Raw genomic sequence first — 23,775 nt, 5'->3', positions numbered from 1 at the left:
GCGGTGTGTCAGACACTGCAGCTGTTGACTGGTACAGCGCATTCGCGAGCAGGCTCGCTCCCACAGGTCACACAGGTGCCAGAACAGTTAAAAGATCGGTTCCCTTTCTCCATCAATAACAACAACTGGAGACGACTATGTCCGTACAACCGGTAAAAATCGACGACCTGCCCATTGGGCGCTTCCACCTGAAAATCGCCGGGCTGACCTTCGGCGCGCATTTCACCGACGGCTACATCCTCGGCCTGATCGGTATCGCGTTTACCCTACTGAGCCCACAGATGCAGCTCGATGCGTTCTGGCAAGGGCTGATCGGTGCTTCGGCGCTCATCGGTCTGTTCCTGGGCAGTCTGTTTTTCGGCTGGATTTCCGACAAGGTCGGCCGGCAAAAAATCTTCCTGGTCAGCTTCGTGCTGATCACCCTCGCTTCGGTGATGCAGTTCTACGCGGAAACGGCCATGGGCCTGTTTCTTTGTCGCGTGCTGATCGGTATTGGCCTGGGCGGTGACTTCAGTGTCGGCCACGCGATGCTCGCCGAGTTTTCGCCGAAGAAACATCGCGGTGTGCTGCTCGGTTCGTTCAGCGTGATCTGGACGTTTGGTTACGTCGCCGCGACCTTCGTCGGCACCGCGATGCTGCACCTTGGCGACGATGCCTGGCGCTGGATGCTCGCCTCGTCGGCGATCCCCGCCGCGTTGATCCTGATTGCGCGGATCGGCACGCCGGAGTCCCCGCGCTGGCTGGTCAATCAGGGGCGCATCGCGGAAGCGCGGGCGATCGTCAAGAAACACCTGGGCGCCCACGTCGAGCTCGACGAAACCCCCTCCAGCGAAGCCCGCTCGGGCTATGCGGTGCTGTTCAGCCGTGAATACCGCAAACGTACAGCCTTCAACTGCCTGTTCTTCGTGTGCATCGTGATGCCGTACTTCGCCATCTATACATTCTTGCCGTCGATCCTGCAGAAAATGGGCCTGGCGGAAGGCTTCGGCACCGAACTGATGTTGAACATGCTGCTGATCCTCGGCGCGCTGATCGGCATCTGGTGCACGGTGAAGTTTTCACGGCGCGGGTTCTTGATCAATTCGTTCATCATTCTCGCGGTGGCACTGTTACTGCTGGCGGTACTGCCGGGCAGCCTCGCATTTATGATGGTGCTGGTATTCGGTGTGTTCACCCTGGTGCTGTCGGCGGTGAGCAACCTGGTGGGCGTGTTCCCGGCCGAAAGCTTCCCGACCGAAGTGCGCGCCAGCGGTATCGGCCTGGCCACGGCAGTGAGTCGCCTGGGTTCGGCGGTCAGCACATTCCTGCTGCCAGTGAGTGTGGCGGGGATCGGCCTGAGCCCGACCATGGGCATCCTCGCGGCGATCCTTGCACTGGGCGCGTGGCTGTCCTGGGCCTGGGCGCCGGAGACCAAATCCCTGACGCTCAGCCAGGCGTGCAAGGCGCAAAGTCCCGTGGAGGGCAGCGCACCGATCGCGGTCAAGGTTCCGGCATCGGTCTAGCTACGGGCCTCAAGGATTACTCACCACCCCCAGCCATTCGGTGAACAACCTGACCTTCGACAGGCCCTGTTTGTCGTTCGCCACATCCAGCCAATAGCCGTAAGGCCCGATCACCTCCACCGGGGTGATCGGCAACAGGCTGCCTTGCGCCAGTTCTTTCTCAATCATCTGCCGGTCGATTACCGCCAGGCCGCCACCGGCCAGGGCGGTATGAATCACCTGGTCGAGGGTGCTGAATTCCAGCCCTTGCCCGGCGTCGATGTCGTTGCGGCCCATGGCGGCCAGCCAGTTTTCCCAAACCCGCAAGCGCTTGCCGTCATGCAGGATGTGCAGCAGCGGAAACTGCCGCAAGTCCGGTGGCTGGCCGTCGGTGAACAGTTCCGGACTGGCCACTGCGATGTGCCGCTCCATCACCAGCAAATGGCTGTTGCAATGAGGATCTGGCTCAAGGCCGAAGCGAATCCGGCAGTCGATTTCCGCGAGGTGCTCGTGGCCACTCTGCTGGGTCACGCTCAGGCTGATATCCGGATAGCGCTGGCAGAACACCCGCAGGTGCGCCGACAACCAGCGCGTGGCCCAGGTCGGCGGTGCGGCGATGCGCAGGCGCTGGCGCAGATTGGGCACGCGGACCGCTTGCAGGGCCCGCTCGATATGGTCGAAGGCCTCGCATAAATGCGGGGCCAGGGCGATGCCGGTTTCGGTAAGTGACAGCCCTTGCGGCGTGCGGATGAACAGCGAGGCACCGAGGTAGTCTTCGAGCTGCTTGATCTGGCGGCTGACCGCGCCTTGGGTGACGTTCAGGCCCAGCGCAGCCTGGTTGAAACTGCGATGGCGCGCGACTTCCTCGAAGACGCGCAGCATGTTGAGCGAGGGCAGTTGACGCATGACGGGAGGACTCCGCGCCGGCCTCCGGTATGGCATGGGGCGGGCTTATTGTTTTGGATGAAAGGTCTGTAGGGCGTATCTGACGCCTCTCTGGCGAGCGGGTGCAAGTGTTGTTTGGAGGAGGGCCGGACTGCTCGCTTCCCGTGGGAACGAGCCCGCTCGCGAAGGCGCCCTCACAGGCGCCAAAACGCTCCGTTCAGAAGTAATACCCGATGTTCACGTACACCTGATTTTCCCAATGATCGGTCCCGCCCGCGCCGAGGCTTTGGGCGTAACTGCTACCGCCGATGTAAGGGTCGTTCTTGCCGAACATCCACTCGGTCGCCACCCACAACTGGCTCACGGCAAAAGCGCTGCCGAGGATCATCCGTTCGGAGGTCTTGAAGCCGCTAGCGGATTTGTCGAATGCGCTGTAGTTGGCGTACAGCTTCACGCCGCTGACCTGGTCGAAGAGGAATTTGCCGGCGAGGTCGTAACTCAGGTCGGCCACGTACAAGTTGCCGCGACTGGCCACGTTGTAGGTGCCGTCGTAACCGCCCAGCGTCACCAGCTCATCGGTGCCAGGATTGCGTGGCGACATTTGCTGCCGCGCCGCTTGCAACTGCACGCCCCACGGCCCGTTCTTGCCCAGGTAATGCACGGCCATGGCGTTGCGCCGGCCGTCCTTGTTGGTGTCGCGGTTTTCCAGCGATGAACTGAGGCCGGAGACACCGACCTCGGAGGTCCAGGGCCCGAGTTCCAGCGCCTTGGCCACCCGCAGCACCACGGTGTTGCGCTCCTGGTTGTCGCTGCCATCGGCGACGTAGCTGTCGGCTTCGGACACGATGCTGGAAAAGCTCACGCCGTTGCTAGTGCCTTTGCCTTGCCATGCCGGACGCAGGTAATAGCCGGCCTGGATGTTCCAGTCGCCGCTTTGCTGGATGTACTTGGCGCCGACCTGTTGCAAGTCTTCGAGGCCGATGACGTTGCCGAGGGTTTCATAAAACGTGCTGCCGAAGTAAGGCTGCAAGCCGAAGGGCACGGTGTTCAGGCCCACCTGCAACTGTTGCTCGGGGTTGAATTTGTAGCCGACCCACGCCAGTTTGGCGAACTGGATGTCGCCGTAATTCTTGGTATACCGATAAGGGTGGGAGCGCCCGTAAAAACGGTACTGAGCCTCGCCGATCCAGGTGTCTGAATGGTATTTGGCGCTGAGGTAGAACGTGTCGAGGCCGAAGGTCTGGATGTCGCGGTCCGGGTCGTAGTCCCAGCGCGCGCGAATGGCGCCGCCGAGGTCCAGGTTATCGGTCACGGGCACCGCCATGGCAGGCATCGACAAGGGGCAGAGCACAGCGAGAAAGGATGATGTGACGCGCAAGGAAGCAGGGAAACGCATGGGGCAGCTCTCGGTTATTTTTATTAGAGATGCCAGTCAGTCTTGCGATGAGTGCCGTGATGAACAAACGATTAAATTTGCCGAGAAACCTTCGCTAAACGAATGTTACCGAGAGAATCCTGTAGGACAACGCACGGCGGCCGTGGGATGCTACGCCCTTGTCATCCCACTGAGAGCCTTTCATGAAACGCAAAATGCCCGGCCTCAACGCGCTCAAGGCCTTTGAAGTGGCCGGCAGCACGGGCAGCTTCACCCGCGCCGCCGAGCTGTTGAATGTGACCCAGAGCGCGGTGAGCCGCCAGGTGCGGCAGTTGGAGGAACAGCTCGACGAAAGCCTGCTCGAGCGGCGCCACCATCACCTCGAACTGACCAGCGCCGGCCGTGTCTTGCTGCGGGCGCTGCACCAGTCTTTCGACAAGATCGAGCTGACGGTGCGCAGTATTCAGCAGAAAACTCACTCCAATCGGCTGCACATCAATGCGCCTCCGACCTTCACCCAGCGCTGGTTGATGCCACGCCTGGGACGCCTGCGCGAGAAACACCCGGAGCTGGAGTTGAGCATCACCACGCGTTTGCAGGACAGCCTGGCGGAAACTAATACCCTGGATTGCGCGATCCGCTTCGGCAATGGCGAATGGGACGGGCTCGACAGTTCACTGTTGATCCAGGAACGGCACATCGCGGTCTGCGCCCCGACCCTGTATGCGCGGGAGTGGAGCGAGCAGGGCATTGACCTCAACCGCCTGACCCTGTTGCACGTGCTGGCCCGGGAAGACCAGCGCTACCTGACGTGGAACCACTGGCTCGACGCCGCAAAAATCAGCAGTGTCGACACCCAGGGCGGTTATGAGTTCGACCTGCTGGACCTGGCGATCCGCGCTGCGGTCGATGGCTTGGGCATCACCATCGCGGACTGGCATATGGTCGCCCCGGAGTTGGCCAGCGGGCAATTGACCCAAGTGCTGAACGTGCATGTTGACGGCCATCAGTCCTATTGGCTGGTCACCCGCCCGGAGCAGGCCCACACGCCGCAATTACAGGTGTTCAGCCAGTGGTTGCAGGAAGAGATTTGGTTGGCGCAACGGCAGCTCGAGCCGTCTACCGCAGCCGTTTGAAGCCTGGTCATCACCATCGGGCGCCTGAGTAACGTGCGTTTTGTGAATGTTACTGTGCTCAATAAATCGTTTGTTCCGCGCCGGTCAGATGCCAAGACTGCGAGCACTGGATAAAAACAACGATGGGCGATGCACATGCGACTCGAGCGAAACTTTGTAAACGGTCACTTCATTGAGCCTGCCAGCGACGCGCTGATCGCGGTCTATAACCCGGCGACCGAGGCCCTGGTCGGTCAGGTCTCGGCCGCCACCGCCGGTGAAGCCACTGCGGCCGTTGACGCCGCCGCTGCCGCGCAAAAAGTCTGGGGCAAGCTCGCCAGCATCGAGCGCGCCGAACACCTGCGTGCTTTCGCGGATGCCCTCGAGCACTGTGCCGAAGACATTGGCCAGGCGCTGGCCGCCGAGTCCGGCAAAAGTGTCGCCGACGCCAGCAATGAAGCCCGTTACGCGGCGCAAATCACCCGCTACCACGCGGAGTGGGCGCGGCGTATCGAAGGCGAAATCATCCCCAGCGATACCCCGAATGAAAGCCTGTTCTTGCACCGCGAGCCGATTGGCGTGGTGGCGTGCCTGATTCCGTTCAACTACCCGGTCTACACCCTGCTGCGCAAAATTGCCCCGGCGCTGATTGCCGGCAATACCGTGGTGGTGCGACCGAGCAACAACACGCCGACCTCGGCGTTTGAAATCGCCAAAGCGGTGCAGCAATCCGGAATGCCGGCGGGCGTGGTCAACATCCTGACCATGGATCACGCCACTGCTGCAGCGGTGTGCACCCACAGCGCCGTGGGCCTGATCACTTTGACCGGCAGTGTGAGCGCCGGGCGCATCGTGCTCGATTACTGCAAGGCCAACATCGCCAAGCCGTCGCTGGAGCTGGGCGGCAAAACCCCGGCGATCATCGAGGCCGACGCGGACCTGGAAGCCGCTGCCAGCGCCATCGTGGCGTCCAAGACCACACACTGCGGCCAGTTGTGCACGGCGGTGGAACGGGTCTACGTGCAGGAAAGCGTGCATGACCAATTCCTCGCCCTGCTCAAGGCCAAGATCAACGCCGTGGCGTTTGGTGATCGCGCCAGTGACGCCAGCCTGATGGGGCCCTTGGTCAACGCCAGTTCGCGGCAGAACATCCACGCCATGGTCGAGCGCGCTGTCGCCGCCGGTGCGGTGCTGGAGACCGGTGGCGTGATCCCGTCCGGCAAGGGCCACTTTTACCCGCCAACCCTGCTCAGCGGTTGCCGCCAGGACATGGAAATCGTCCAGGAAGAAATCTTCGGTCCGGTGCTGCCGGTGCTCAAGTACGGTGATATCGACGAAGCACTGGCGATGGCCAACGATCACCAGTTCGGCCTGTCGTCGGTGCTGTACACCGAGAACTATCGCACGACGATGAAAGTCGCCAACGCCATCGAGGCCGGAGAACTGTACGTCAATCGCACCCCGGCCGACCCCTACCAGGGCTTCCATGCCGGATGGAAACGCTCCGGCCTGGGCGGCGATGACGGCAAGCACGGCATGCTCGAATTCACCCAGACCCGCCTGGTGGTCATGAAGTATTGATCCACCGGCAACACGCCTCATGCTTCACCTATAAAAACAATTATCAGCGGCGCCCGAGTCATCGGCCGCCCGAGGTTCTTCAGATGTCCAAGCCTTTATCTTCGGCTGCCACCCAGGGTTCCAGCGCAGCCCCGATGACCAAGAGCGACAAGGGAAGTCGTTACCTGCAATTGATGTTACTGGTCCTGGCGGCGGGGGCGATCTACCCGATCCTGTACCTGCGCCAGGTCTACCAGACCACCATGCTCGACGTGTTCCAGATCAGCCACAGCGAACTGGGCTACCTGTACTCGATGCTCGGCACGATTTTCCTTCTCAGTTATCTGCCGAGCGGCTGGTTGGCCGATCGCATCGCGCCGCGCTTCCTGATTTTCTTTTCGCTGGTCGCCACTGGTGCTCTGGGGCTGTGGTACTCCACCGCGCCATCGATGACCGGGTTGATGATCATCTTCGGTTGCTGGGGGCTGACCACCGGCCTGACCTTCTGGGCCTCGGTGCTCAAACGCGTGAAGATGATTGCCCATCACACCGAACAGGGCCGCTTCTTCGGCATCCTCGATGGCGGGCGCGGCCTGGTCGAAGCCTTGCTCGCGACCGTGGCGCTGGGGCTGTTCGCCTATGCCACTGAGAGTCGCGGTGAGTCGGCCGCCGAGGGCTTCAAGCACGTGGTTTACCTCTACGCCTTCACCTGCATCGCCATCGGTTGCGTGCTGGTGCTGCTCAAGGATCCCAAGTCGCTGGAGAACACATCAGCTGCGCAGAAGGGCGCATCGAGTCTGTTTGCCGACCTGGCCACGCTGGTGAAAATTCCTGAGCTGTGGCTGGTTACCGCGATTGTGTTCTGTGGTTACCACATGTTCTGGGCCACCTACAGTTTCTCCGATTACCTGCAAGGCAACGGCATGACCGCCGTCATGGCCGGCACCATCACCACCATCAAATTGTGGATGCGCCCGATTGGCGGCATCGGCGGTGGCTGGCTCGGTGACAAGTTCTCGAATATCTCGGTGCTGGTGGTAGCGCTGTTCCTGGCGACCCTGGCCATGGTCGGGCTGATTGTGTTTCCGGGGCTCAACAGTCTGGGCCTGCTGATCGGCACAGTGATCTTTATCGGCCTGATGACCTACGCGATTCGTGGCCTGTACTGGGCGATTCTCGACACCTGTGACATTCCGCTGCGCATCACCGGCCTGGCGATCGGCATCGTCTCGGTGGTCGGTTACCTGCCGGACACCTTTATTCCCTTGATCAACGGCTACCTGACCGAACATTTCCCAGGCGCCTTTGGTTACAAGCTGTACTTCGGTTACATCGCCAGCGTCGGCCTGATCGGCACGTTGGCGGCGCTGGCCCTGCGTGCTCGCGTCAATCGCAAACTTCTGAACCCGACAGGTGCCTGAGATGAAAATCGTCGCCCTTGAAACCCATATCGTTGCCGTACCGCCGCCGCACATCGGTGGCATGTACTGGCTGTTCGTCAAGCTCAAGACCGATTGCGGCATCGAAGGCGTCGGCGAGATCTACGCCGCGACCTTCGGCCCCAAGGCCATGCTGCCGATCATCGAGGACGTGTTCGAGCGTTACCTGCTCAACCACGACCCGCATCACATCGAACGGTTTTTCCGCCAGGCGTATTCCAGTGGTTTTACCCAGCGCCCGGACCTGACGATGATGGGCGTGGTCAGCGGGCTGGAGATGGCCTGTTGGGACATCATCGGCAAAGCGGCGAACAAACCGGTCTACGAGTTGCTCGGCGGCAAGGTCAATGAGCGCCTGCGTTCCTACACCTACCTGTACCCGGTCAACAGCAAGGGCGAGTACGACTACGACGACCCGGACCTGGCCGCCGAGTGCGCCATCGAAAACATGAACAAAGGCTTCACCGCGGTGAAGTTCGACCCGGCGGGGCCGTACACCGCTTACTCCGGTCACCAGATCTCGCTGGAAGTGCTGGAGCGTTGCGAAACCTTCTGCCGCAAGATCCGCGAAGCGGTGGGCGACAAGTGCGATTTGCTGTTCGGCACCCACGGGCAAATGGTGCCGTCGTCGGCGATTCGCCTGGCCAAGCGCCTGGAGAAGTACGACCCGCTGTGGTTCGAAGAGCCGGTGCCGCCGGGGCAGGAAGACGCCATGGCGCAAGTCGCGGCCAAGACCACCATCCCGATTGCCACCGGTGAACGGCTGACCACCAAGTACGAATTCTTCAAGCTGTTGCAGGCGGGCGGCGCGTCGATTTTGCAGATGAACGTGGCGCGCTGCGGCGGCCTGCTCGAAGCGAAAAAAATCGCCAGCATGGCCGAAGCCTACTACGCGCAAATCGCCCCGCATCTGTACAACGGGCCGATTGGTGCCGCCGCCAGTTTCCAGTTGGCGACCTGCACGCCGAACTTCCTTATCCAGGAAAGCATCATGACCTGGGGCGGCTTCCACGCCGAGATCCTGACCCGGCCGCTGCAATGGGAGGACGGCTACATCATCCCGTCCACCGAGCCGGGCCTGGGGGTCGAGTTGAACATGGACGTGGTGCGCCGGCATTCGCCGTACACCGGTGAGCGCCTGCACCTGCAGATGGCGCCCACCCCCGCAGACGTCAAAGACACATCGCCAGCCCGAGGCTGACAAAAGAATGCAGCAGTTCCCCAAGTGGGAGCGAGCCTGCTCCCACTTGGGTTTGCGCGTCACGGTTTATTTGGACAACGACTTACATGACCTACGACTACATCATCGCGGGCGCCGGCGCCGCTGGCTGCATCCTCGCCAACCGGCTCTCCGCCTCGGGGCAATACACGGTGCTGCTGCTGGAAGCGGGGGGCAAGGACAGTTCGCTCTGGTTCAAGATCCCGGTCGGCTTCGCCAAAATGTATTACAACCCAACCTTCAACTGGATGTATTACAGCCAGCCGCAAAAGCAACTGGGCAACCGCGAAATCTACGCCCCGCGTGGCAAAGTGCAGGGCGGTTCGGGCTCGATCAACGCGATGATCTACGTCCGCGGCCAGGCCCATGACTTCGACGACTGGGCAGCCAATGGCAACGACGGCTGGGGCTTCAAGGACGTGCTGCCGTACTTCCGCAAACTGGAAAACCATCCACTGGGCGACAGCGAATACCACGGTGGCAGCGGCCCGATCAGCATCACGCCGATGAAAGGCCAGACCCATCCGATCTGCGATGTGTTCCTCAAAGGCTGCGACCAGCTCGGCTACCCGCACAGTAACGATTTCAACGGGCCGAAGTTCGAAGGCTCTGGCCTCTACGACGTCAACACCAAAAACGGCCAGCGCTGCTCCAGCAGCTTTGCCCATTTGCACCCGGCATTAGGCCGACCAAACCTCACGGTGGAACATTACGCCTTGGTGGACCGCTTGCTGTTCGACGAGGGGCGAGCGGTCGGCGTCAGCGTCACTCAGCACGGCGTAGTGCGCACCTTCATGGCCAGCAAGGAAGTCATCCTCTGCGCCGGCGCAGTGGACACGCCGAAGATTCTGCAGTTGTCCGGCGTCGCCGATCAGGCGCTGCTGACCAAACACAACATCCCGCTGATCAAACACCTGCCGGCCGTGGGCAAGAACCTGCAAGATCACCTGTGCGTCAGCTACTACTACAAGGCCAATATCCCGACGCTCAACGACCAGCTCAGTTCGCTGTACGGTCAGTTCAAACTCGGGCTCAAATACCTGTTTACGCGCAAGGGTGCGCTGGCCATGAGCGTGAATCAGGCGGGCGGCTTCTTCCGCGGCAATGAGCAGCAAGCCAACCCGAACCTGCAGCTTTACTTCAATCCCTTGTCGTACCAGATCCCGAAAAACAACAAGGCCAGTCTCAAGCCGGAACCGTATTCAGGCTTTCTGCTGTGCTTCAATCCGTGCCGCCCGACCAGCCGTGGCTCTATCGAGATCGCTTCGAAAAACCCCCGCGACGCGGCGCTGATCGACCCCAACTACCTCACCACCCAAAAGGACATTGACGAGGTGATCCAGGGCAGTCGGCTGATGCGCAAAATCATGCAGGCGCCAGCGCTGAAGAACATCACTGTCGAAGAAGTGCTGCCCGGCCCGGCCATCGACACCGATGAGCAGATGCTGCAGTACTTTCGCGAGAACAGCGGGTCGATTTACCACCTGTGCGGTTCCTGCGCGATGGGCGCCGACGAGCAGCATTCAGTCGTCGACAAGCGCCTCAAGGTCCACGGCATCCATGGCCTGCGGATTGTCGATGCGTCGATTTTCCCCAACGTCACCTCCGGCAATACCCACGCGGCGGTGCTGATGGTGGCGGAGAAGGGCGCGGATTTGATCTTGCAGGATGCGTGATGGCTCACCGATTAAACGTAGTTGGCAAGGATGTTTAATCGGTGCTCGCGTTACGTCCTGAAAGCTACATCACCTTGTGCATTTGCCTACGACAAAAACAGAATCCGCCGGCTTGTGCGCCTTGCCTCCGGCCTCTATCGTTTCCCTGCCACTGCCCATCAGTGGTCGGGTTTAGCAGCCCGGAATGGTTTTAGTAATGCTCGTAAGCACCATCGGTCAGGGCATTCCCATGCCTGTTCGATATGGTGGTTGTGCGTGGGGCGCCCTCGGGCGCGCCGGGTTTGCTAATTCCACCGGTTTGCTAACCCGCGCACAGCCACCACCCCTCGTTTCGCAGCAAGCGGTAGACCGCGCGCTGGATCGGCTTGAAGCGCCGGTCTGACCGCGTTCCCCTGCGGCAGGGAATACCCTTGCCGCAGTTCAAATTTCGACCCTTAGCATTCTCGGCTCAATGACTTCGGCCCCTCAAATGGCGTGTGCAGCTCGCCGACGCTCACGGGGCGATACGGCCCGGCGCTCCGAATCAGCGTCCACCATCAAACTACAACGTCAAGCGCAATTGCCTACAAACACCACTGAATCGGCTGGCTGTGCCCGCATGGGCGTCGCGATATTCTTTTTCCGTCGTTACTCGCAGTGGGCCACGGGAATTGTCGGTAATACACTTTCTGAAAGCCGGATTTCCGGGCTCGACTGGTTCGCCAGCTCGCGCATGTCTCACTCTTCGTCAGGTAGCCAATCAAATCGAAACCGGAGTTCATGTATGTTCGACGCGACACCCAGTTGGCCGGATGCCGATCCGACCTTATCTAATGAAAAGGTCAGCTCAAAAGATGTCCTTAGGACGTGCGCATCGCAAGACAGCTCCCGCATGAGCGCTGAAAGCTTGACTGTTCGCGGCTGGGGCGTGGAAGCAGGTGTCAGGCAAAACGTGATAACGTGTGGGCGCTCAAATGGAGGCACCGTGATCAAACCAGTTCAAAGAAAACGCGTGCGTCTCGTACTGGGGAAATTAGAGTCAGTCTCCCTCCAGAGCCGGGGCGATAAGGTTCTGTCGAATGCCGACGCGGTGGTAGAACGGCACGCGTTGAAAAGCCTCGCAAGTAGTGTTCTTCACCGGAGCACCACGACCAAGCCTCCTTCCGCGCGCGCAGCGCACATGTTGCGCATGGAGCAAGAGTTGGCGGAGCTTAGAACAGTCGTAGCGGCACTGGCGGTTCTTTCAGTTGCACACGACGAGAGGGCTGTCGATTTTGATGCCGATGGCATGATCGTGCTTGATGCCGACACGGCATATCAACTTCTGGACAGTCCGCCAGAACCCAGTGAGGCGCTTCGTCAGCTGCTTGCCTTGCGCTGAGGATTGTCAATGGACTTCATCACCGTTGGCTACGACAAGTCGGTCGACCGCGCTTCGTTTGATTGCAACCTCCACGGTGCCCTGAACACCTACATTACCCAGCACGCCGGGCAAGACGAAAAGCGCAATACGTCACGAACATTCATGTACGTCGAGGATGGGGCTCTATTGGGCTACTACACCTTGGCGAACGCTGCGGTGACCCTCGATGAAATTAGCGTGGATCAAAAAAAGAACATGCCTCGTTATCCCATGCCGGCCGTGCTGTTGAGCCGGTTGGCGGTGGACAAAAGCATGCAGGGAAAGGGGCTAGGCCAGCGCTTGGTCGCCGATTTCTTCCGACGCGTTTATACGGTGTCTAAGCATTCAGGAGTGGCATTTGTCGTCGTTGATGCAAAAGACCAAGACGCTGCGGATTACTATCAAGGCAAACTGGAATTTACCCCTTCAACAAAAACCACACTGCGCCTGATACTTTCCACCGCCACCTTGATTAAAGGGTTCAAAGGCCAAGAGCAAGCTGTCAGGTGAATGCAGTATTTCCCCGCAGTCGCTCGCCATCATCCCCAAAACGCCTGCCCAACCGTACGCGCAAGAATCCCGACGATCCCGCCCAGCACCGCCGGTTTCCAGATTTTCGCCACCCGGGGTCCGGCCGACATCATGATGGCGATGCCGGGCAGGTCCAGGGTGTGCACCAGCCAGCCGGCACTGACGTTGATCAGGTGCGCATCGGCCTGGCCGTTGTTGTGCATCTCGACGATTACGCCCAGATACGCGCTGCCGCCGGCGAGGTATTTGGTGAGGGTGGGCAGGATCAGGGCGGGGTTGATGCCGGCCCAACTCAATACCGGCGTCAGCCCGACTTCGAGCCAGTGGATCACGCCCAGGTCCTTGATGATCAGCACCAACACCAGCGACAGCGCCACCAGCGGTATGGTCCCGGTGGAGATGCGGAAGGCTTCCGCGCCGGCACTGTTGATGATCGCCAGAATGCCCTTGGGGTCCTGGACCACCGGGTGCACCAGGGTTTCATCCTGTACAGCCTCCACGGCTGACAACTTGCGGCCCATGACGTGGTAAGTGACCGCCGCGGCGATCAGCCCGCCGGCGATCGACATCAACACGAATTTGCCCAGGTGCAGGCCGAGCCCGGTCAGCGGATACGCCACGTTGGCCTGGGCCATGGCAAACACCATCGCCAGGGTCGCGGCCAGGTGGCGGTCGGACACCCCGCGCCGATCCATGGTCGCGAGGGTCGCCACCGGGGCGGCAAAACTGACGAAGTTGACTTGCAGCAGGGCAAACACGCTCAGGCCTGAGAGACCGAAAGGCTTCAACACCGGCGCCAGCACCGCCACCACCCGGTCCAGCACGCCAAACGCCTCCAGCAGACGCATCACGCAGAGCATGATGACCATCACCGGCAGGAGGATGAACAGGGCCAGCTCTACCGCGGACTTACCGGCGGTCATGATGATGTTGATGAGGTCCATAGCTGTTTCGGGGTCTCTAAAAAAGCGTGGGCGAGGGGGGATTCGCCGAAAAGGCTGGGCAGTTTACCTGCATTCCCCAGGCCACATGGTGCACTGGGGGCATAAGTTAACTGCAGGCGCGGAGCGCTGGTGGGGGTTGCCGGAGGAGGGGACTGATTGCGGCGGGACGCCACAACGCAAAAGTCCCGAAAAATCGGGACTCAGCGTTTAAGCATTTGAACGATAGATAGCCGCCGAGAAACCTTGCGTTCGCTCGGCGGCGTGCGGTCAGGTGAACAGATCGACGCCCAGTTGGAAGGCAACCCACAGGGCCAGGCCGGTGGCGAACAGCAGGGCGATGTTCTCGAACAGGTTGTTGCGGTATTTCTTGTCGAGCAGCGACTTCTGGTTCGACATGATCAGCAGGCCAAGGGAGATAACCGGCAAGCCGATGATGTTCAAGGCGCTGACACCGATGGTCAGGGTCACGAAGTCCGGCATGCCCGGCAGCGACCAGATCAGCGGCGTGACCAGGATGAACAGCATGAACCACTTGTGCATCGGGTCATGGTGGAACTCTTTGCCATACTTCTCGCGGCGCTCTGGGCGCACGTGTTGGAAGGCGTCGGTGATCAGCATCGGGAACGCCGTGGTTTTGCCGGAGATACTGGCAAACAGGGTAGCGAACACGCCGATGAAGAACACGTACCAGCCGATCGGGCCGAAGAAGATTTCCAGTGCCTTACCCAGGTCGCCCAGGGTTTTGACTTCAATGCCATTAGGACGAAGGATTTCCGCGCCCACGATCCAGATCGCCAGGTTGATGACGATGCCGACGAACACGGCGAACAGCAGGTCGTTACGTTGCACACGCTTGTGCTGCGGGCCGATCCAGCCTTTCTGGCGCATCACGTAAGGGTGCACAAAGTTGGCGATCGAGCCCGCGACTGCGCCGATCACCGAGACCGCCACCAGCAGCGCGCCGTGCACGCCTTCATCCGGCGGAATGCTGAAACCGATGGTGCCTTTGATGATGCCGCCCACATCGGGACCGGACATCACCGCCAGCGCAATGAACGCCAGGGTCATGATGGCCAGCAGCCCCTTCATCACGCCTTCGATCATCGAATAAATATTGCGCCCCACCAGCATCCACACCGCCAGAACCACAGCGAGCGAGCAGAGCAGTGGCTGGTCGATCTTGAACAGCATCGCCAGCGACTCACCGGCGCCCTTGATCATGTAGGCGTTCATCAAGTGCCCCATCAACAGGGCATAGACGAGCAGGAACCAGGCAAAAAACGGGTTGAGCTGGGCATAGCCCTGCAGGATGGTCATGCCTTGGTTATTGCACAGCTGGAAGCGGGCGATGATGTTTACGATCAGGTATCTGAGCAGCAGTGAAACCGCCAGCACCCACATCATGGCGTAGCCGTAGTTGGCGCCGGCGACAGACGAGGTGATCAAGTCGCCTGCGCCGAGCCACGACAGCACGGCAATGATGCCAGGGCCCAACAGTTTCAGAACACGTGAAAAGCGGTTTTGCGCGGGTGCCGCAGCTTTGCCTTCGACGGAAGGAATGCTCGTCATGGAAGGTATCTCCGTTATTTTTTTTGTGAGAACGGGGCGCAGTCGAACACAGTAGATACGACGTCGTACAACCATTCTTGAAACGAGAGTATGTAAAAATGTTTCAAGGGTGCGAGGAAGGTTTATGAATGCGCAAAATCGTGGCTAAGGGCCTGTATTTAACCGACCACGTCTGCCTCCAGTGGAACAGCAGCGGACGGTTCTGCTTCTCTTGTAGAACAATTAAACAACCGTCCGAATCTGCTGCGATCAGAAGAATTTAATCTCATAGCCGAACCGCGATGCGGCGCTGACGATGTGCTGCCCCATGATCTGCCGCGCCGCCGCCGCATTACGCTCGATGAACGCCTGCACCAGTTCTTCGTGCTCGCCGCGCGCGGCGTGGGGGATGTTGCTGAACACCGGGCCGCGACGGGCGAAGTTCAGGGTAATCAGCGCGCGCATCGGCTCAAGTACCGTGCGGATCATCGTTTCCAAGTAATCGTTGCCTGAAGCAGCAGCGATTGCCCGATGAAAATCCAGGTCGGCATTGACCGTCTCCAGCGTCGGTTCGCCCTCGTATTGCATGCGCAACACTGCCGCCTGAATAGTCGCCAGTTTGCGCGGCGTCATGTGCGACGCCGTCAGGGCTGCGGCCTGGCTCTCCAGCACGGCGCGGACTTCAAACATGTTACGCACCGTGTCGTCGCCGTCGAGGAACGACTCGCGCGGCTGAGGGGCGGCTGTCTGTGGCGAGAGTTCCGCGGAAGGCGCTGTCACCGCAACGAACACCCCCACGCCCTGACGGGACTGAATCAAGCCCTGCGCCCGCAACGTCGCAATGCCTTCGCGCACCACGTTGCGACTGACACCGAAGTTCTGCGCGAGAAACTGTTCAGTGGGCAGGCGATCCCCCGGCCGCAGGCGTCCGGAGGTGATTTCGTCGCTCAATGAGCGGGCGATGTGCTCGGCAAGATGAGGTCGCCGTGCAACGGGTTGTACGTTCATTTCACTCATGCTCAACCATCCCTTTCACTTGTCTAGTTAATCTACATCAGAAGACTTGTTCCACACAGTTGAAACTGTTGTTCATTTTGGTAAATAAACTAATAGTCTATTAAAAACAACAGGTTAACTAAGGATTAGTCGCTTGCTAGAAAAAGCGTGCAGTTGTTCAGTTGAAGGACAACAGAATGGCGGGTAGGTTGTCCTCAACTGGACGCGGGAACCACTCGAATAATCCCTGCGCCACTTTCGCAACCCGCTAGAGGCGTCGCCACGATGAACATTGCCAGCATTGAAACCATTCCACTGCGGATCCCTTTCACCACCGGTGGCAAGTCGGCGGGCGGCGTGTGGGGCCCGAAAGATCTGCAGATGGTCGATTCCCTGGTGGTCAAGATCACCACCGATGACGGCCTGGTCGGTTGGGGCGAAACCTTCGGCTTCACCGCGATCCCCGCGGTGAAAATCGTCATCGACACCATCCTCGCGCCCGAGCTGATCGGCACTGACGTCACGCGCCGGGACAAAATCCAGGGCGACTTGCAGAAGAAATTTCACGTGTTCGGCCGCAGCGGCGCGTTCATCTATGGCTTGTCGGCCATCGACATTGCCCTGTGGGACATCGCTGGCAAAGCAGCCGGTCAACCCATCTATCAACTGCTGGGCGGCAGCGAGGCCACCTCGCTTGCGGCCTATGCCAGCCTGATCCGCTACGCCGACGCTGACTTGATCCGCAGCAACGTGCAGCGCGCGGTCAACAGCGGGTTCCGCCACCTCAAGCTGCACGAAGTCGATCCGGTGGTAATCCGCGCAGCGTGCGAAGCCGCCGGCCCGGACGTGGAAATCACCCTCGACGTGAATGCCCCATGGTCCGTGCGCGAAGCGCTGGACATGACCGACATACTGCGCCCGCTGAAGCTGCGCTGGATCGAGGAACCCGTTTGGCCGCCGGAAAACTATGCAGGCCTGGCGACCGTACGCCAGCAGGGCGGCATCCCGGTGGCGGCCGGCGAGAACGCCTCAACGCTGATGGACTTCCAGCACCTGCTGGAAGCCGGCGCGGTGGATTTCGTGCAGCCGAGTCCGGCGAAAATGGGCGGCATCACCGAGCTGCAGAAAGTCTATGCGCTGGCCAATGCCCACGGCGTCACGGTGATGGTCCACGCCTTCTATGACGGTCCCGGCCTGTTGGCAGCGGTGCACGGCAGTGCGGCGCTGGGCGGGGCGAAGTCGCTGGTGGAGTGGCGATATTTCGACCTCGAAGCGCAACTCTATGGCGACGCGATCATCCCGCGTAACGGCCGTATCGATGTACCGCAAGGCCCGGGCCTAGGCCTTGAGCCGAACCCGGATGTGATCCGCGATTACCGCTTCCAGCCTTGATCCCATCGGCCTCCTGGCCATGAACCCCTGAATCGGGGCCGGCGCACCGGCCCCGGTCCTCCATGACGACATTCTTGATAAAAATAAAGACGAGGATTGAGCACATGTTAGACAGAATCGTAGGACCGCTTTTGCCCGTCGCCTTCGTGATCCTGCTGGGCTATATCGCCGGCAAGCGCGGGCGCCTGACCGCCTCCGACAGCCTGTTGATCAGCCGTTTGGTACTGGGCTGGATCTTCCCGGCGCTGCTGTTTGTCGGGATGGCCAGTACGCCTCGCGAGCAACTGTTCGATTTCAAATTCGTGGTGGCCACGTTCATCGGCATCATGGGCATGTACATCCTCGCACTGGCGATCGGCTGGTGGCGTTTTCGCGATCTCAAAGTGGCCACGCTCAAGGGCTTCGTCAACGGCTACCCGGACGCGGCGTTCATGGGCATCCCGATTCTTGGCGCGATGTACGGGCCGGGCAGCATCTACTCGGTGCTGGTGCTCAACCTGGTCGCCAGCCTGGTGATGATCCCGCTCACCACCATGTTGCTGACCATTGCCGACGGCAAAGGCAGCGGCCGCGAGGCGTTCGTGTCGAGTCTGTCAGGGGCGGTGCGCCGTCCGCTCATGTGGGCGCCAGCCTTGGGTATTGTGCTGTCGTTGCTGCAGGTTAAATTGCCGCCACTGGCCGCCGAATCGCTCAATCTGCTGGGCAAGGCGACGCCTGGGGTTTCGCTGCTGTGCCTGGGGCTGATCATGTCGTCGGAGAAACTGAAGATGTCCGGCGAAGTGTGGACCAACCTCGGGCTCAAGTTGTTGGTTCATCCGGTGCTGATGTTCGCCGCCACGCTCTTGCTAGGTACTCATGGCTTGTACGCGCAGCAGATGATTCTGCTCTGCGCGCTGCCCTCGGCGACGATCCCGGCGATGTTCGCCAACCAGACTGGCGCTTACCAAAGTGAAGCCGCGACTTCGATTCTGGTCAGTACGGTGCTGTCGATCGTCACGTTCTCGGCGGCGATCTACCTGATCGATGGCGGGCTGGCTGCCTGACGTTCTTTCTCATAATCCAATGATTCGCGCAGTTGAGGTGTCCCCCATGATTCGCAAACTGATCAAACTCACTGGCCTGGCGGCATTGGTCGCTGCCAGCGCCACGCTGCCGTTGGCGCAGGCTGAATCCTTGCCGCTTGGCAAGGTCGGCGCGGTGCATAACGAAGACGTAGAGTGGCGCAGCTTCCCGGCGTTTCCCAAGGAGGTGAAGCTGTCGGTGGTGGTCGGCGACCCGAGCAAGCCTGCCCCTTATGTGGTGCGGGTCAAGGTGCCGAACGGGGTCAAGCTGATGCCCCATACCCACCCGGAAGATCGCATTTACACCGTGATGTCGGGGGTGTTCTACATCGGCTTCGGCACGGTGTTCGATCCGGACAAACTGGTGGCCTATGGTCCCGGTAGCGTGGTGATCCTGCCCGCCAACACGCCGCATTTCCATTGGGCGAAATCTGGCGAATACATCTCCCAGGTGTACGGCACCGGTCCGTTGGGGCTCGAGTACATCGATAAACACGATGACCCGCGTAACACTGCCCAATAGCAGCGACCTGCTCAAATAAAACGGGCGCCAGTGGTGCCCGTTTTATATCAGCCGTCAACCGAGGCACAGAACGATATACCCGTTCCGGCGCCGTTCTTAGATGGCAGGTTTAGTTGCTCAGTTTGACACCTCCGTCCAACTTAGCGTCGCTGACTCACGCCACTTCACCTCGGTAATCCCGAACTTCTCCGCCTGCGGTTTAGACACCACCTTCAGCGGGGGGCGTCCGGGTTTGGGTATAGGCGCGATACCGGCGTCGCAACTTGCCCAGTGCCAGGCATCCTGATTACTCATGGCCTTTGCACGAATGATGAACGACTTAATCTGCCCATGAATCTTGTACTCAATGATGTAAAGACCGGTATTCATGAGGTCCCCTCCTTATGCTCATAGACCAAGGAGTGGTGGTGTCAGAAAAAAATTCAAAGAATTTTTAGTGTCTGTTAGTTGTTGATTTGTTAGTGGAAGGCGACGAACTAATGGCGATTGATCAGGTTGAATGATGGGTCGCCAAACAGCGAAAGTATATGGAATCAAAGCAAGCGTGCTGCAGTCCACTGGCAGGGTCCAGCTCAAAAAATCGGCGACCGGTGGTCGGCATGGCGGATGTAGTCAGCAGGCGCACTTAACGATCAGGGGAGATGAATGAAAGTTGGTGTAATTTCCGATACCCATGGGCTGTTGCGCCCCGAAGCCGTTGCGGCGTTGCAGGGGTGTGAGCGGATCATTCACGCTGGCGACATCGGCAATGCCGCAGTCTTGGAGCAATTGCGGGCGATTGCGCCGCTGGACGTGGTGCGCGGCAACAATGATCAAGACGCGCAATGGGCCAACGGGATTCCCGACAGTCTGCAACTCGATCTCGAGGGCTGGCCGGCTTTGCTGGTGCACGACATTGCCGATGTGCCGGGCCTGCTGGCGGCTGGCACCAGGCTGGTGATCACCGGCCATTCGCACAAGCCGTGCATCGAATGGCGCGGTGATTGCCTGTACCTCAACCCCGGCAGTGCCGGGCGGCGGCGATTCCAATTGCCGGTGACCCTGGCACTGCTGGAGGTACAAGCCTCGGCGCTGGAGCCGCGTCTGGTGCCGTTGCTGGAATAAACCCAAGCGTCAGGCCACAGCGCGTTCGCCCTGGGTTTTCTCGCCACTCGGCACATCATGCAAAGAGATCTTCGAGGTCTCCGGCAGTGCCATGCCACCGATCAGCGCCAATACCGCCACCGCAATCAGATAGAACGCTGGCGACAGGTTGCTGCCGGTGGTGGTGATCAACCAAGTGGCGACTAGCGGCGCGGTGCCGCCGAACAGGGTGTAGGCCAGGTTGTAGGTGATCGCCGATGCGGTGTAGCGCGTGCGGGTGGGGAAGGTTTCCGAGAGCAGGGCGGCGGTGACCACGTTGCACAATACTGCGCCGATCGCCAGCAGCATGACTCCGATGATCGACGCGGTGAACGAGCCGGAGCTGGCCATCAAGAACGACGGATAGACCGCCACCATGAGCAAAATACCCGCGGTCATCATGGTCATGCGCCGGCCGACCCGATCCGAATACAGCCCGGCCAACGGGCAAATCACCGCGGCAAACATCAGCGCAATCAGCGAAATCAGCAACGCCATGGCGCGACTCAAGCCGCCGGCGACTTGCAGGTAGGTCGCGAAGTAAGTGGTGAACATGTAGAACGACAGCGCCGTCAGCGAGATGAATGCGCCCAGGCAGCACATCGCCGCACCATGATTGCGCAGGGTCTCCTTGATCGGCGAGTGAGCCACCGCATGTTTATCCGCAACGGCCTGGAACGCCGGGGTTTCATCCAGTTTCCAGCGCAAATACAAACCGACCAGCCCCAGCGGCGCGGCGATCAGGAACGGCAGGCGCCAGCCCCAACTGCCCATCGCCTCGGCTGACAACGAGGCTTCCAGTGCGTAAGCGACGACCGCTGCCGAGGCGAACGCGGCAAAAGTCGAGACTGGAATAAAGCTGCCATACCAGGCGCGTTTATCGTTCGGCGCATGCTCCATCAAATAGGCGCAGGCCCCGGCGTATTCGCCGCCGGCGGAAAAGCCCTGGGCGCAGCGAATCAGACTGAGCAGAATCGGCGCCGCCACGCCAATCGCTGCGTAAGTGGGCAGCAAACCGATCAAAGTCGTGGCGCCGGCCATCAACAGAATGGTCATGGCCAGAGTGCGCTTGCGGCCGATCCGGTCACCCAGCATGCCAAAGAAAATCCCCCCGAGCGGCCGGAACGCAAACGCCACTGCGAACACCGCAAAGGTCTTGAGCAGCGCCGCGCTGGCATCACCGCTGGGGAAAAACTGCTGGGCAATGGTCGTAGCCAGAAAGCCATATACCGCGAAGTCAAACCACTCGACAAAATTGCCGATGCCGGCGGCGACGATCACTTTTCTCAGGGTTTGCGGGCTGACCTGCTCGGTAGCAATGCTCGTCATGGGGGGCCTCGGCACTCATCAATTAGCCTTCAATTATCGGGGCCATGGCGCAGGGCACTTACTTTCTAAGTACCCTGCGCATAGTCAGGACCGACTTGTTGAGGGTTGATGAAGCAGGATTTGTGCCGTGGGGTGGGTGAGGTGAAAGCTGTTGTTGGCATTCAAGTTCGCATTTGAAGCACGAGGCATGACTGAGTTTCAAGCATGCGCTTCGCGGTCGAGAACGTCTGCGACCCACTGATTGATACTCTTCTTAGCTAACTGCGCTTTCACGGCCACAGTTGCATGCAGTGCAGGAGCCAGCCGCAGACTGAGTTTTCCTGAATACGGCTTCTGAGGCTCGCGGCCTAGCTTTACACACGTCTCCAAGTAGTCTCTGACAGCTTCTTCGAAGGCGTCTCTGAGTTCCTTGACCGATTCACCATGGAAACCGACCACGTCTTTAATACCTGCGATATGGCCGATAAACAGTCCGTCTTCATCGCTGTATTCAATTCGGGCGGCATAGCCGTGGTAATTCATAACGTTCATGGAGTAACTCCTGCTTGTTCAAGGAAAGCCCGAGCATCGCGAACCTGATAGGGCTTAGCCTCTTTATCAGGATGTGGCCGGTGAAAGGTGGAGACCACATCGTTCAGCTCAAAGCGAACCCGCGATCCACTGCCTTCGATGGTCCTGGCTCCTGCCGCCCGGAACAACGACTCAATACGATCCCACTCCAGCGTGGCTGGGGTGGGCCTGGAGAACACCGCTTTGAGAGTGCTGAGCTGTCTGCTATTCATGGTGTTATATCATGATACCGTTCAAGGTAAACAATCGCGGATTTGGCCGGCGATGCGTTAGCTGAGTCATCTATACACTTGCCCGCTGAAAACGCCGCTCACACCACAGGGGGGTAATCGATTTTAGGGGAATACTCGACAATCTAAATTTGAAATAAAGCGAGTATTTACGGCTTTTCCGGTGGCCCGGGCCGGCCGTCAGTGATCGACACTCAGACGTTGTTTTCACAACAACCAGCATATTGGCATCACCCTCGACGAAGCTGTAGGCAACATCCGAGAGTAGGGTAAGAAGGCGCTTGCGCCGCGCTTACCCAGCCATGCGTCCCACTTCAAACCACCCGCAACCCACTCGCCTTGTCGAACACATGCAGTTGTTCACAACGCCCGCGCAGGGTGACGTGTTCGCCCAGGGCCAGGCTGTCGCGACGGGAGAGGGAGGCGACGACCTGGGTGCCGCAGGCGCGGCCGTAGACGTGGCTGTCGGCGCCGGTGGGTTCGATCAGTTCGACATTGAACGGCAGGGAGAAGGTCGGGCCCTCCAGCGGCGCCAGGGTCACGTGTTCCGGGCGGATGCCAACCACCACGGGGGTGGACGGTGGCAGGTCGATCGGGCGGCCGAGGGTAATGCGGTGATCGCCGACGCGCACCAGGGACAGTCCGGCTTCATGTTCCAGCGTTCCCTCGATCAGGTTCATTGCCGGCGAGCCGATGAAGGTCGCGACGAACAGGTTGGCCGGGTGGTCGTAGACGTCGATCGGCGCGCCGACTTGCTCGATGCGCCCGGCGTTCATCACCACGATCAGGTCGGACATGGTCATGGCTTCCATCTGGTCGTGGGTCACGTAGATGGCGGTGGTGCCGAGGCGCCGTTGCAGGGTGCGGATCTCGATACGCATCTGCACCCGCAGTTTGGCGTCGAGGTTCGACAGCGGTTCGTCGAACAGGAACACCTGCGGCTGACGCACGATGGCGCGGCCCATGGCGACGCGCTGGCGCTGGCCGCCGGACAACGCCTTGGGGTAGCGATCCAGATATGGCGCCAAGCCCAGCAACTCGGCGGTTTCGCGCACGGCCTGGTCGATGCGTTGCGGCGGCTCCTTGCGCAGATGCAGGCTGAAACCCATGTTCTGCGCCACGGTCATGTGCGGGTAAAGCGCGTAGTTCTGGAACACCATGGCGATGTCCCGGTCCTTGGGCGACAGATCATTGATCACCCGCCCGTTGAGTTCGATGCTGCCGGACGTTACAGATTCGAGCCCGGCGATCATCCGCAGCAGGGTCGATTTGCCGCAGCCGGAGGCGCCCACCAGCGACACAAATTGCCCGTCGGCAATCTCCAGGTCGATGCCGTGCAGCACCGGAATCGTGCCGTAATTTTTACGCAGTTGCTGGATGTTGACCGTTGCCATATCG

At 60.1% G+C, this 23,775-nt stretch carries 22 protein-coding genes; 12 read left to right on the top strand and 10 right to left on the bottom strand.

The window, feature by feature from the left end:
• The first annotated feature begins 137 nt into the window (after positions 1-137).
• Entirely contained in the window at positions 138-1,502 is a 1,365-nt protein-coding gene (locus RG836_RS09630) for an MFS transporter (RefSeq protein ID WP_310845002.1), read from the top strand.
• A 9-nt stretch (positions 1,503-1,511) separates the two neighbouring features.
• Here the strand turns inward: RG836_RS09630 and RG836_RS09625 are convergent, their stop codons facing one another.
• Together RG836_RS09625 and RG836_RS09620 are read right to left on the bottom strand one after the other, a co-directional pair.
• Positions 1,512-2,387, bottom strand: coding sequence for a LysR substrate-binding domain-containing protein (locus tag RG836_RS09625; protein WP_310845001.1), 876 nt, complete (start codon positions 2,385-2,387; stop codon positions 1,512-1,514).
• 196 nt (positions 2,388-2,583) lie between these two features.
• Positions 2,584-3,762, bottom strand: coding sequence for a hypothetical protein (locus RG836_RS09620; RefSeq protein ID WP_310845000.1), 1,179 nt, complete (start codon positions 3,760-3,762; stop codon positions 2,584-2,586).
• A gap of 182 nt (positions 3,763-3,944) precedes the next feature.
• Between RG836_RS09620 and RG836_RS09615 the strand changes: the two genes are divergently transcribed.
• From RG836_RS09615 to RG836_RS09585, 7 genes are all read left to right on the top strand, one after another.
• Positions 3,945-4,877 (top strand): LysR substrate-binding domain-containing protein, encoded by a 933-nt coding sequence (locus tag RG836_RS09615; RefSeq protein WP_310844999.1) that lies wholly within the window; start codon positions 3,945-3,947, stop codon positions 4,875-4,877.
• Between the two features lie 135 nt (positions 4,878-5,012).
• Positions 5,013-6,437: an aldehyde dehydrogenase gene (gene aldA, locus RG836_RS09610; RefSeq protein WP_310844997.1), complete on the top strand. Its 1,425-nt coding sequence runs from the start codon at positions 5,013-5,015 to the stop codon at positions 6,435-6,437.
• Positions 6,438-6,520: 83 nt separating this feature from the next.
• Positions 6,521-7,837, top strand: coding sequence for an MFS transporter (locus RG836_RS09605; RefSeq protein WP_310844996.1), 1,317 nt, complete (start codon positions 6,521-6,523; stop codon positions 7,835-7,837).
• Between the two features lies 1 nt (position 7,838).
• Positions 7,839-9,056: a mandelate racemase/muconate lactonizing enzyme family protein gene (locus RG836_RS09600; RefSeq protein WP_310844995.1), complete on the top strand. Its 1,218-nt coding sequence runs from the start codon at positions 7,839-7,841 to the stop codon at positions 9,054-9,056.
• A gap of 86 nt (positions 9,057-9,142) precedes the next feature.
• Positions 9,143-10,750, top strand: coding sequence for a GMC family oxidoreductase (locus RG836_RS09595; protein WP_310844994.1), 1,608 nt, complete (start codon positions 9,143-9,145; stop codon positions 10,748-10,750).
• 763 nt (positions 10,751-11,513) lie between these two features.
• Positions 11,514-12,110 carry a hypothetical protein gene (locus RG836_RS09590; protein WP_310844993.1) on the top strand — a complete coding sequence of 199 codons (597 nt, stop codon included), beginning with the start codon at positions 11,514-11,516 and terminating at the stop codon, positions 12,108-12,110.
• Positions 12,111-12,119: 9 nt separating this feature from the next.
• Positions 12,120-12,641, top strand: a complete 522-nt coding sequence (locus tag RG836_RS09585; RefSeq protein ID WP_310844992.1) for a GNAT family N-acetyltransferase — start codon at positions 12,120-12,122, stop codon at positions 12,639-12,641.
• 29 nt (positions 12,642-12,670) lie between these two features.
• On the opposite strand, the gene RG836_RS09580 is transcribed toward RG836_RS09585, so the two are convergent.
• From RG836_RS09580 to RG836_RS09570, 3 genes are all read right to left on the bottom strand, one after another.
• Positions 12,671-13,606, bottom strand: a complete 936-nt coding sequence (locus tag RG836_RS09580; protein WP_310844991.1) for a nucleoside recognition domain-containing protein — start codon at positions 13,604-13,606, stop codon at positions 12,671-12,673.
• Between the two features lie 267 nt (positions 13,607-13,873).
• A complete protein-coding gene (locus tag RG836_RS09575) occupies positions 13,874-15,175 on the bottom strand; it encodes an Nramp family divalent metal transporter (protein WP_310844990.1) in 1,302 nt (433 codons plus the stop codon).
• 249 nt (positions 15,176-15,424) lie between these two features.
• Complete coding sequence (locus RG836_RS09570; RefSeq protein ID WP_310844989.1) at positions 15,425-16,171, bottom strand: FadR/GntR family transcriptional regulator; 747 nt, start codon at positions 16,169-16,171, stop codon at positions 15,425-15,427.
• A 264-nt stretch (positions 16,172-16,435) separates the two neighbouring features.
• Between RG836_RS09570 and RG836_RS09565 the strand changes: the two genes are divergently transcribed.
• The 3 genes from RG836_RS09565 to RG836_RS09555 all read left to right on the top strand — a co-directional run bounded on the left by RG836_RS09565 (position 16,436) and on the right by RG836_RS09555 (position 19,126).
• On the top strand, positions 16,436-17,542 hold the full coding sequence (locus tag RG836_RS09565; protein WP_310844987.1) for a mandelate racemase/muconate lactonizing enzyme family protein: 1,107 nt from the start codon (positions 16,436-16,438) through the stop codon (positions 17,540-17,542).
• Positions 17,543-17,646: 104 nt separating this feature from the next.
• Positions 17,647-18,585 (top strand): AEC family transporter, encoded by a 939-nt coding sequence (locus RG836_RS09560; RefSeq protein WP_310844986.1) that lies wholly within the window; start codon positions 17,647-17,649, stop codon positions 18,583-18,585.
• A gap of 46 nt (positions 18,586-18,631) precedes the next feature.
• Positions 18,632-19,126: a cupin domain-containing protein gene (locus RG836_RS09555; protein ID WP_310844985.1), complete on the top strand. Its 495-nt coding sequence runs from the start codon at positions 18,632-18,634 to the stop codon at positions 19,124-19,126.
• 117 nt (positions 19,127-19,243) lie between these two features.
• Here RG836_RS09555 and RG836_RS09550 read toward each other — a convergent pair whose 3' ends face one another.
• Positions 19,244-19,495, bottom strand: coding sequence for a DUF6555 family protein (locus RG836_RS09550; protein WP_310844984.1), 252 nt, complete (start codon positions 19,493-19,495; stop codon positions 19,244-19,246).
• A gap of 276 nt (positions 19,496-19,771) precedes the next feature.
• Between RG836_RS09550 and RG836_RS09545 the strand changes: the two genes are divergently transcribed.
• Positions 19,772-20,230, top strand: a complete 459-nt coding sequence (locus tag RG836_RS09545; RefSeq protein WP_310844983.1) for a metallophosphoesterase family protein — start codon at positions 19,772-19,774, stop codon at positions 20,228-20,230.
• 9 nt (positions 20,231-20,239) lie between these two features.
• Here RG836_RS09545 and RG836_RS09540 read toward each other — a convergent pair whose 3' ends face one another.
• From RG836_RS09540 to RG836_RS09525, 4 genes are all read right to left on the bottom strand, one after another.
• Positions 20,240-21,577, bottom strand: coding sequence for an MFS transporter (locus RG836_RS09540; RefSeq protein WP_310844981.1), 1,338 nt, complete (start codon positions 21,575-21,577; stop codon positions 20,240-20,242).
• 198 nt (positions 21,578-21,775) lie between these two features.
• A complete protein-coding gene (locus RG836_RS09535; protein WP_310844980.1) occupies positions 21,776-22,108 on the bottom strand; it encodes a type II toxin-antitoxin system HicB family antitoxin in 333 nt (110 codons plus the stop codon).
• Complete coding sequence (locus RG836_RS09530; RefSeq protein ID WP_310844979.1) at positions 22,105-22,359, bottom strand: type II toxin-antitoxin system HicA family toxin; 255 nt, start codon at positions 22,357-22,359, stop codon at positions 22,105-22,107. Before RG836_RS09530 ends, RG836_RS09535 begins: the two co-directional genes overlap by 4 nt.
• Positions 22,360-22,691: 332 nt before the next feature.
• A complete protein-coding gene (locus tag RG836_RS09525; RefSeq protein WP_310844977.1) occupies positions 22,692-23,771 on the bottom strand; it encodes an ABC transporter ATP-binding protein in 1,080 nt (359 codons plus the stop codon).
• Between the last annotated feature and the right edge of the window lie 4 nt (positions 23,772-23,775).

Source organism: Pseudomonas rhizozeae, assembly GCF_031583775.1.
GTDB lineage: Bacteria > Pseudomonadota > Gammaproteobacteria > Pseudomonadales > Pseudomonadaceae > Aquipseudomonas.
The sequence above is the reverse complement of the archived record's forward strand: the minus strand, read 5'-3'. Positions and strand labels throughout refer to the sequence as shown.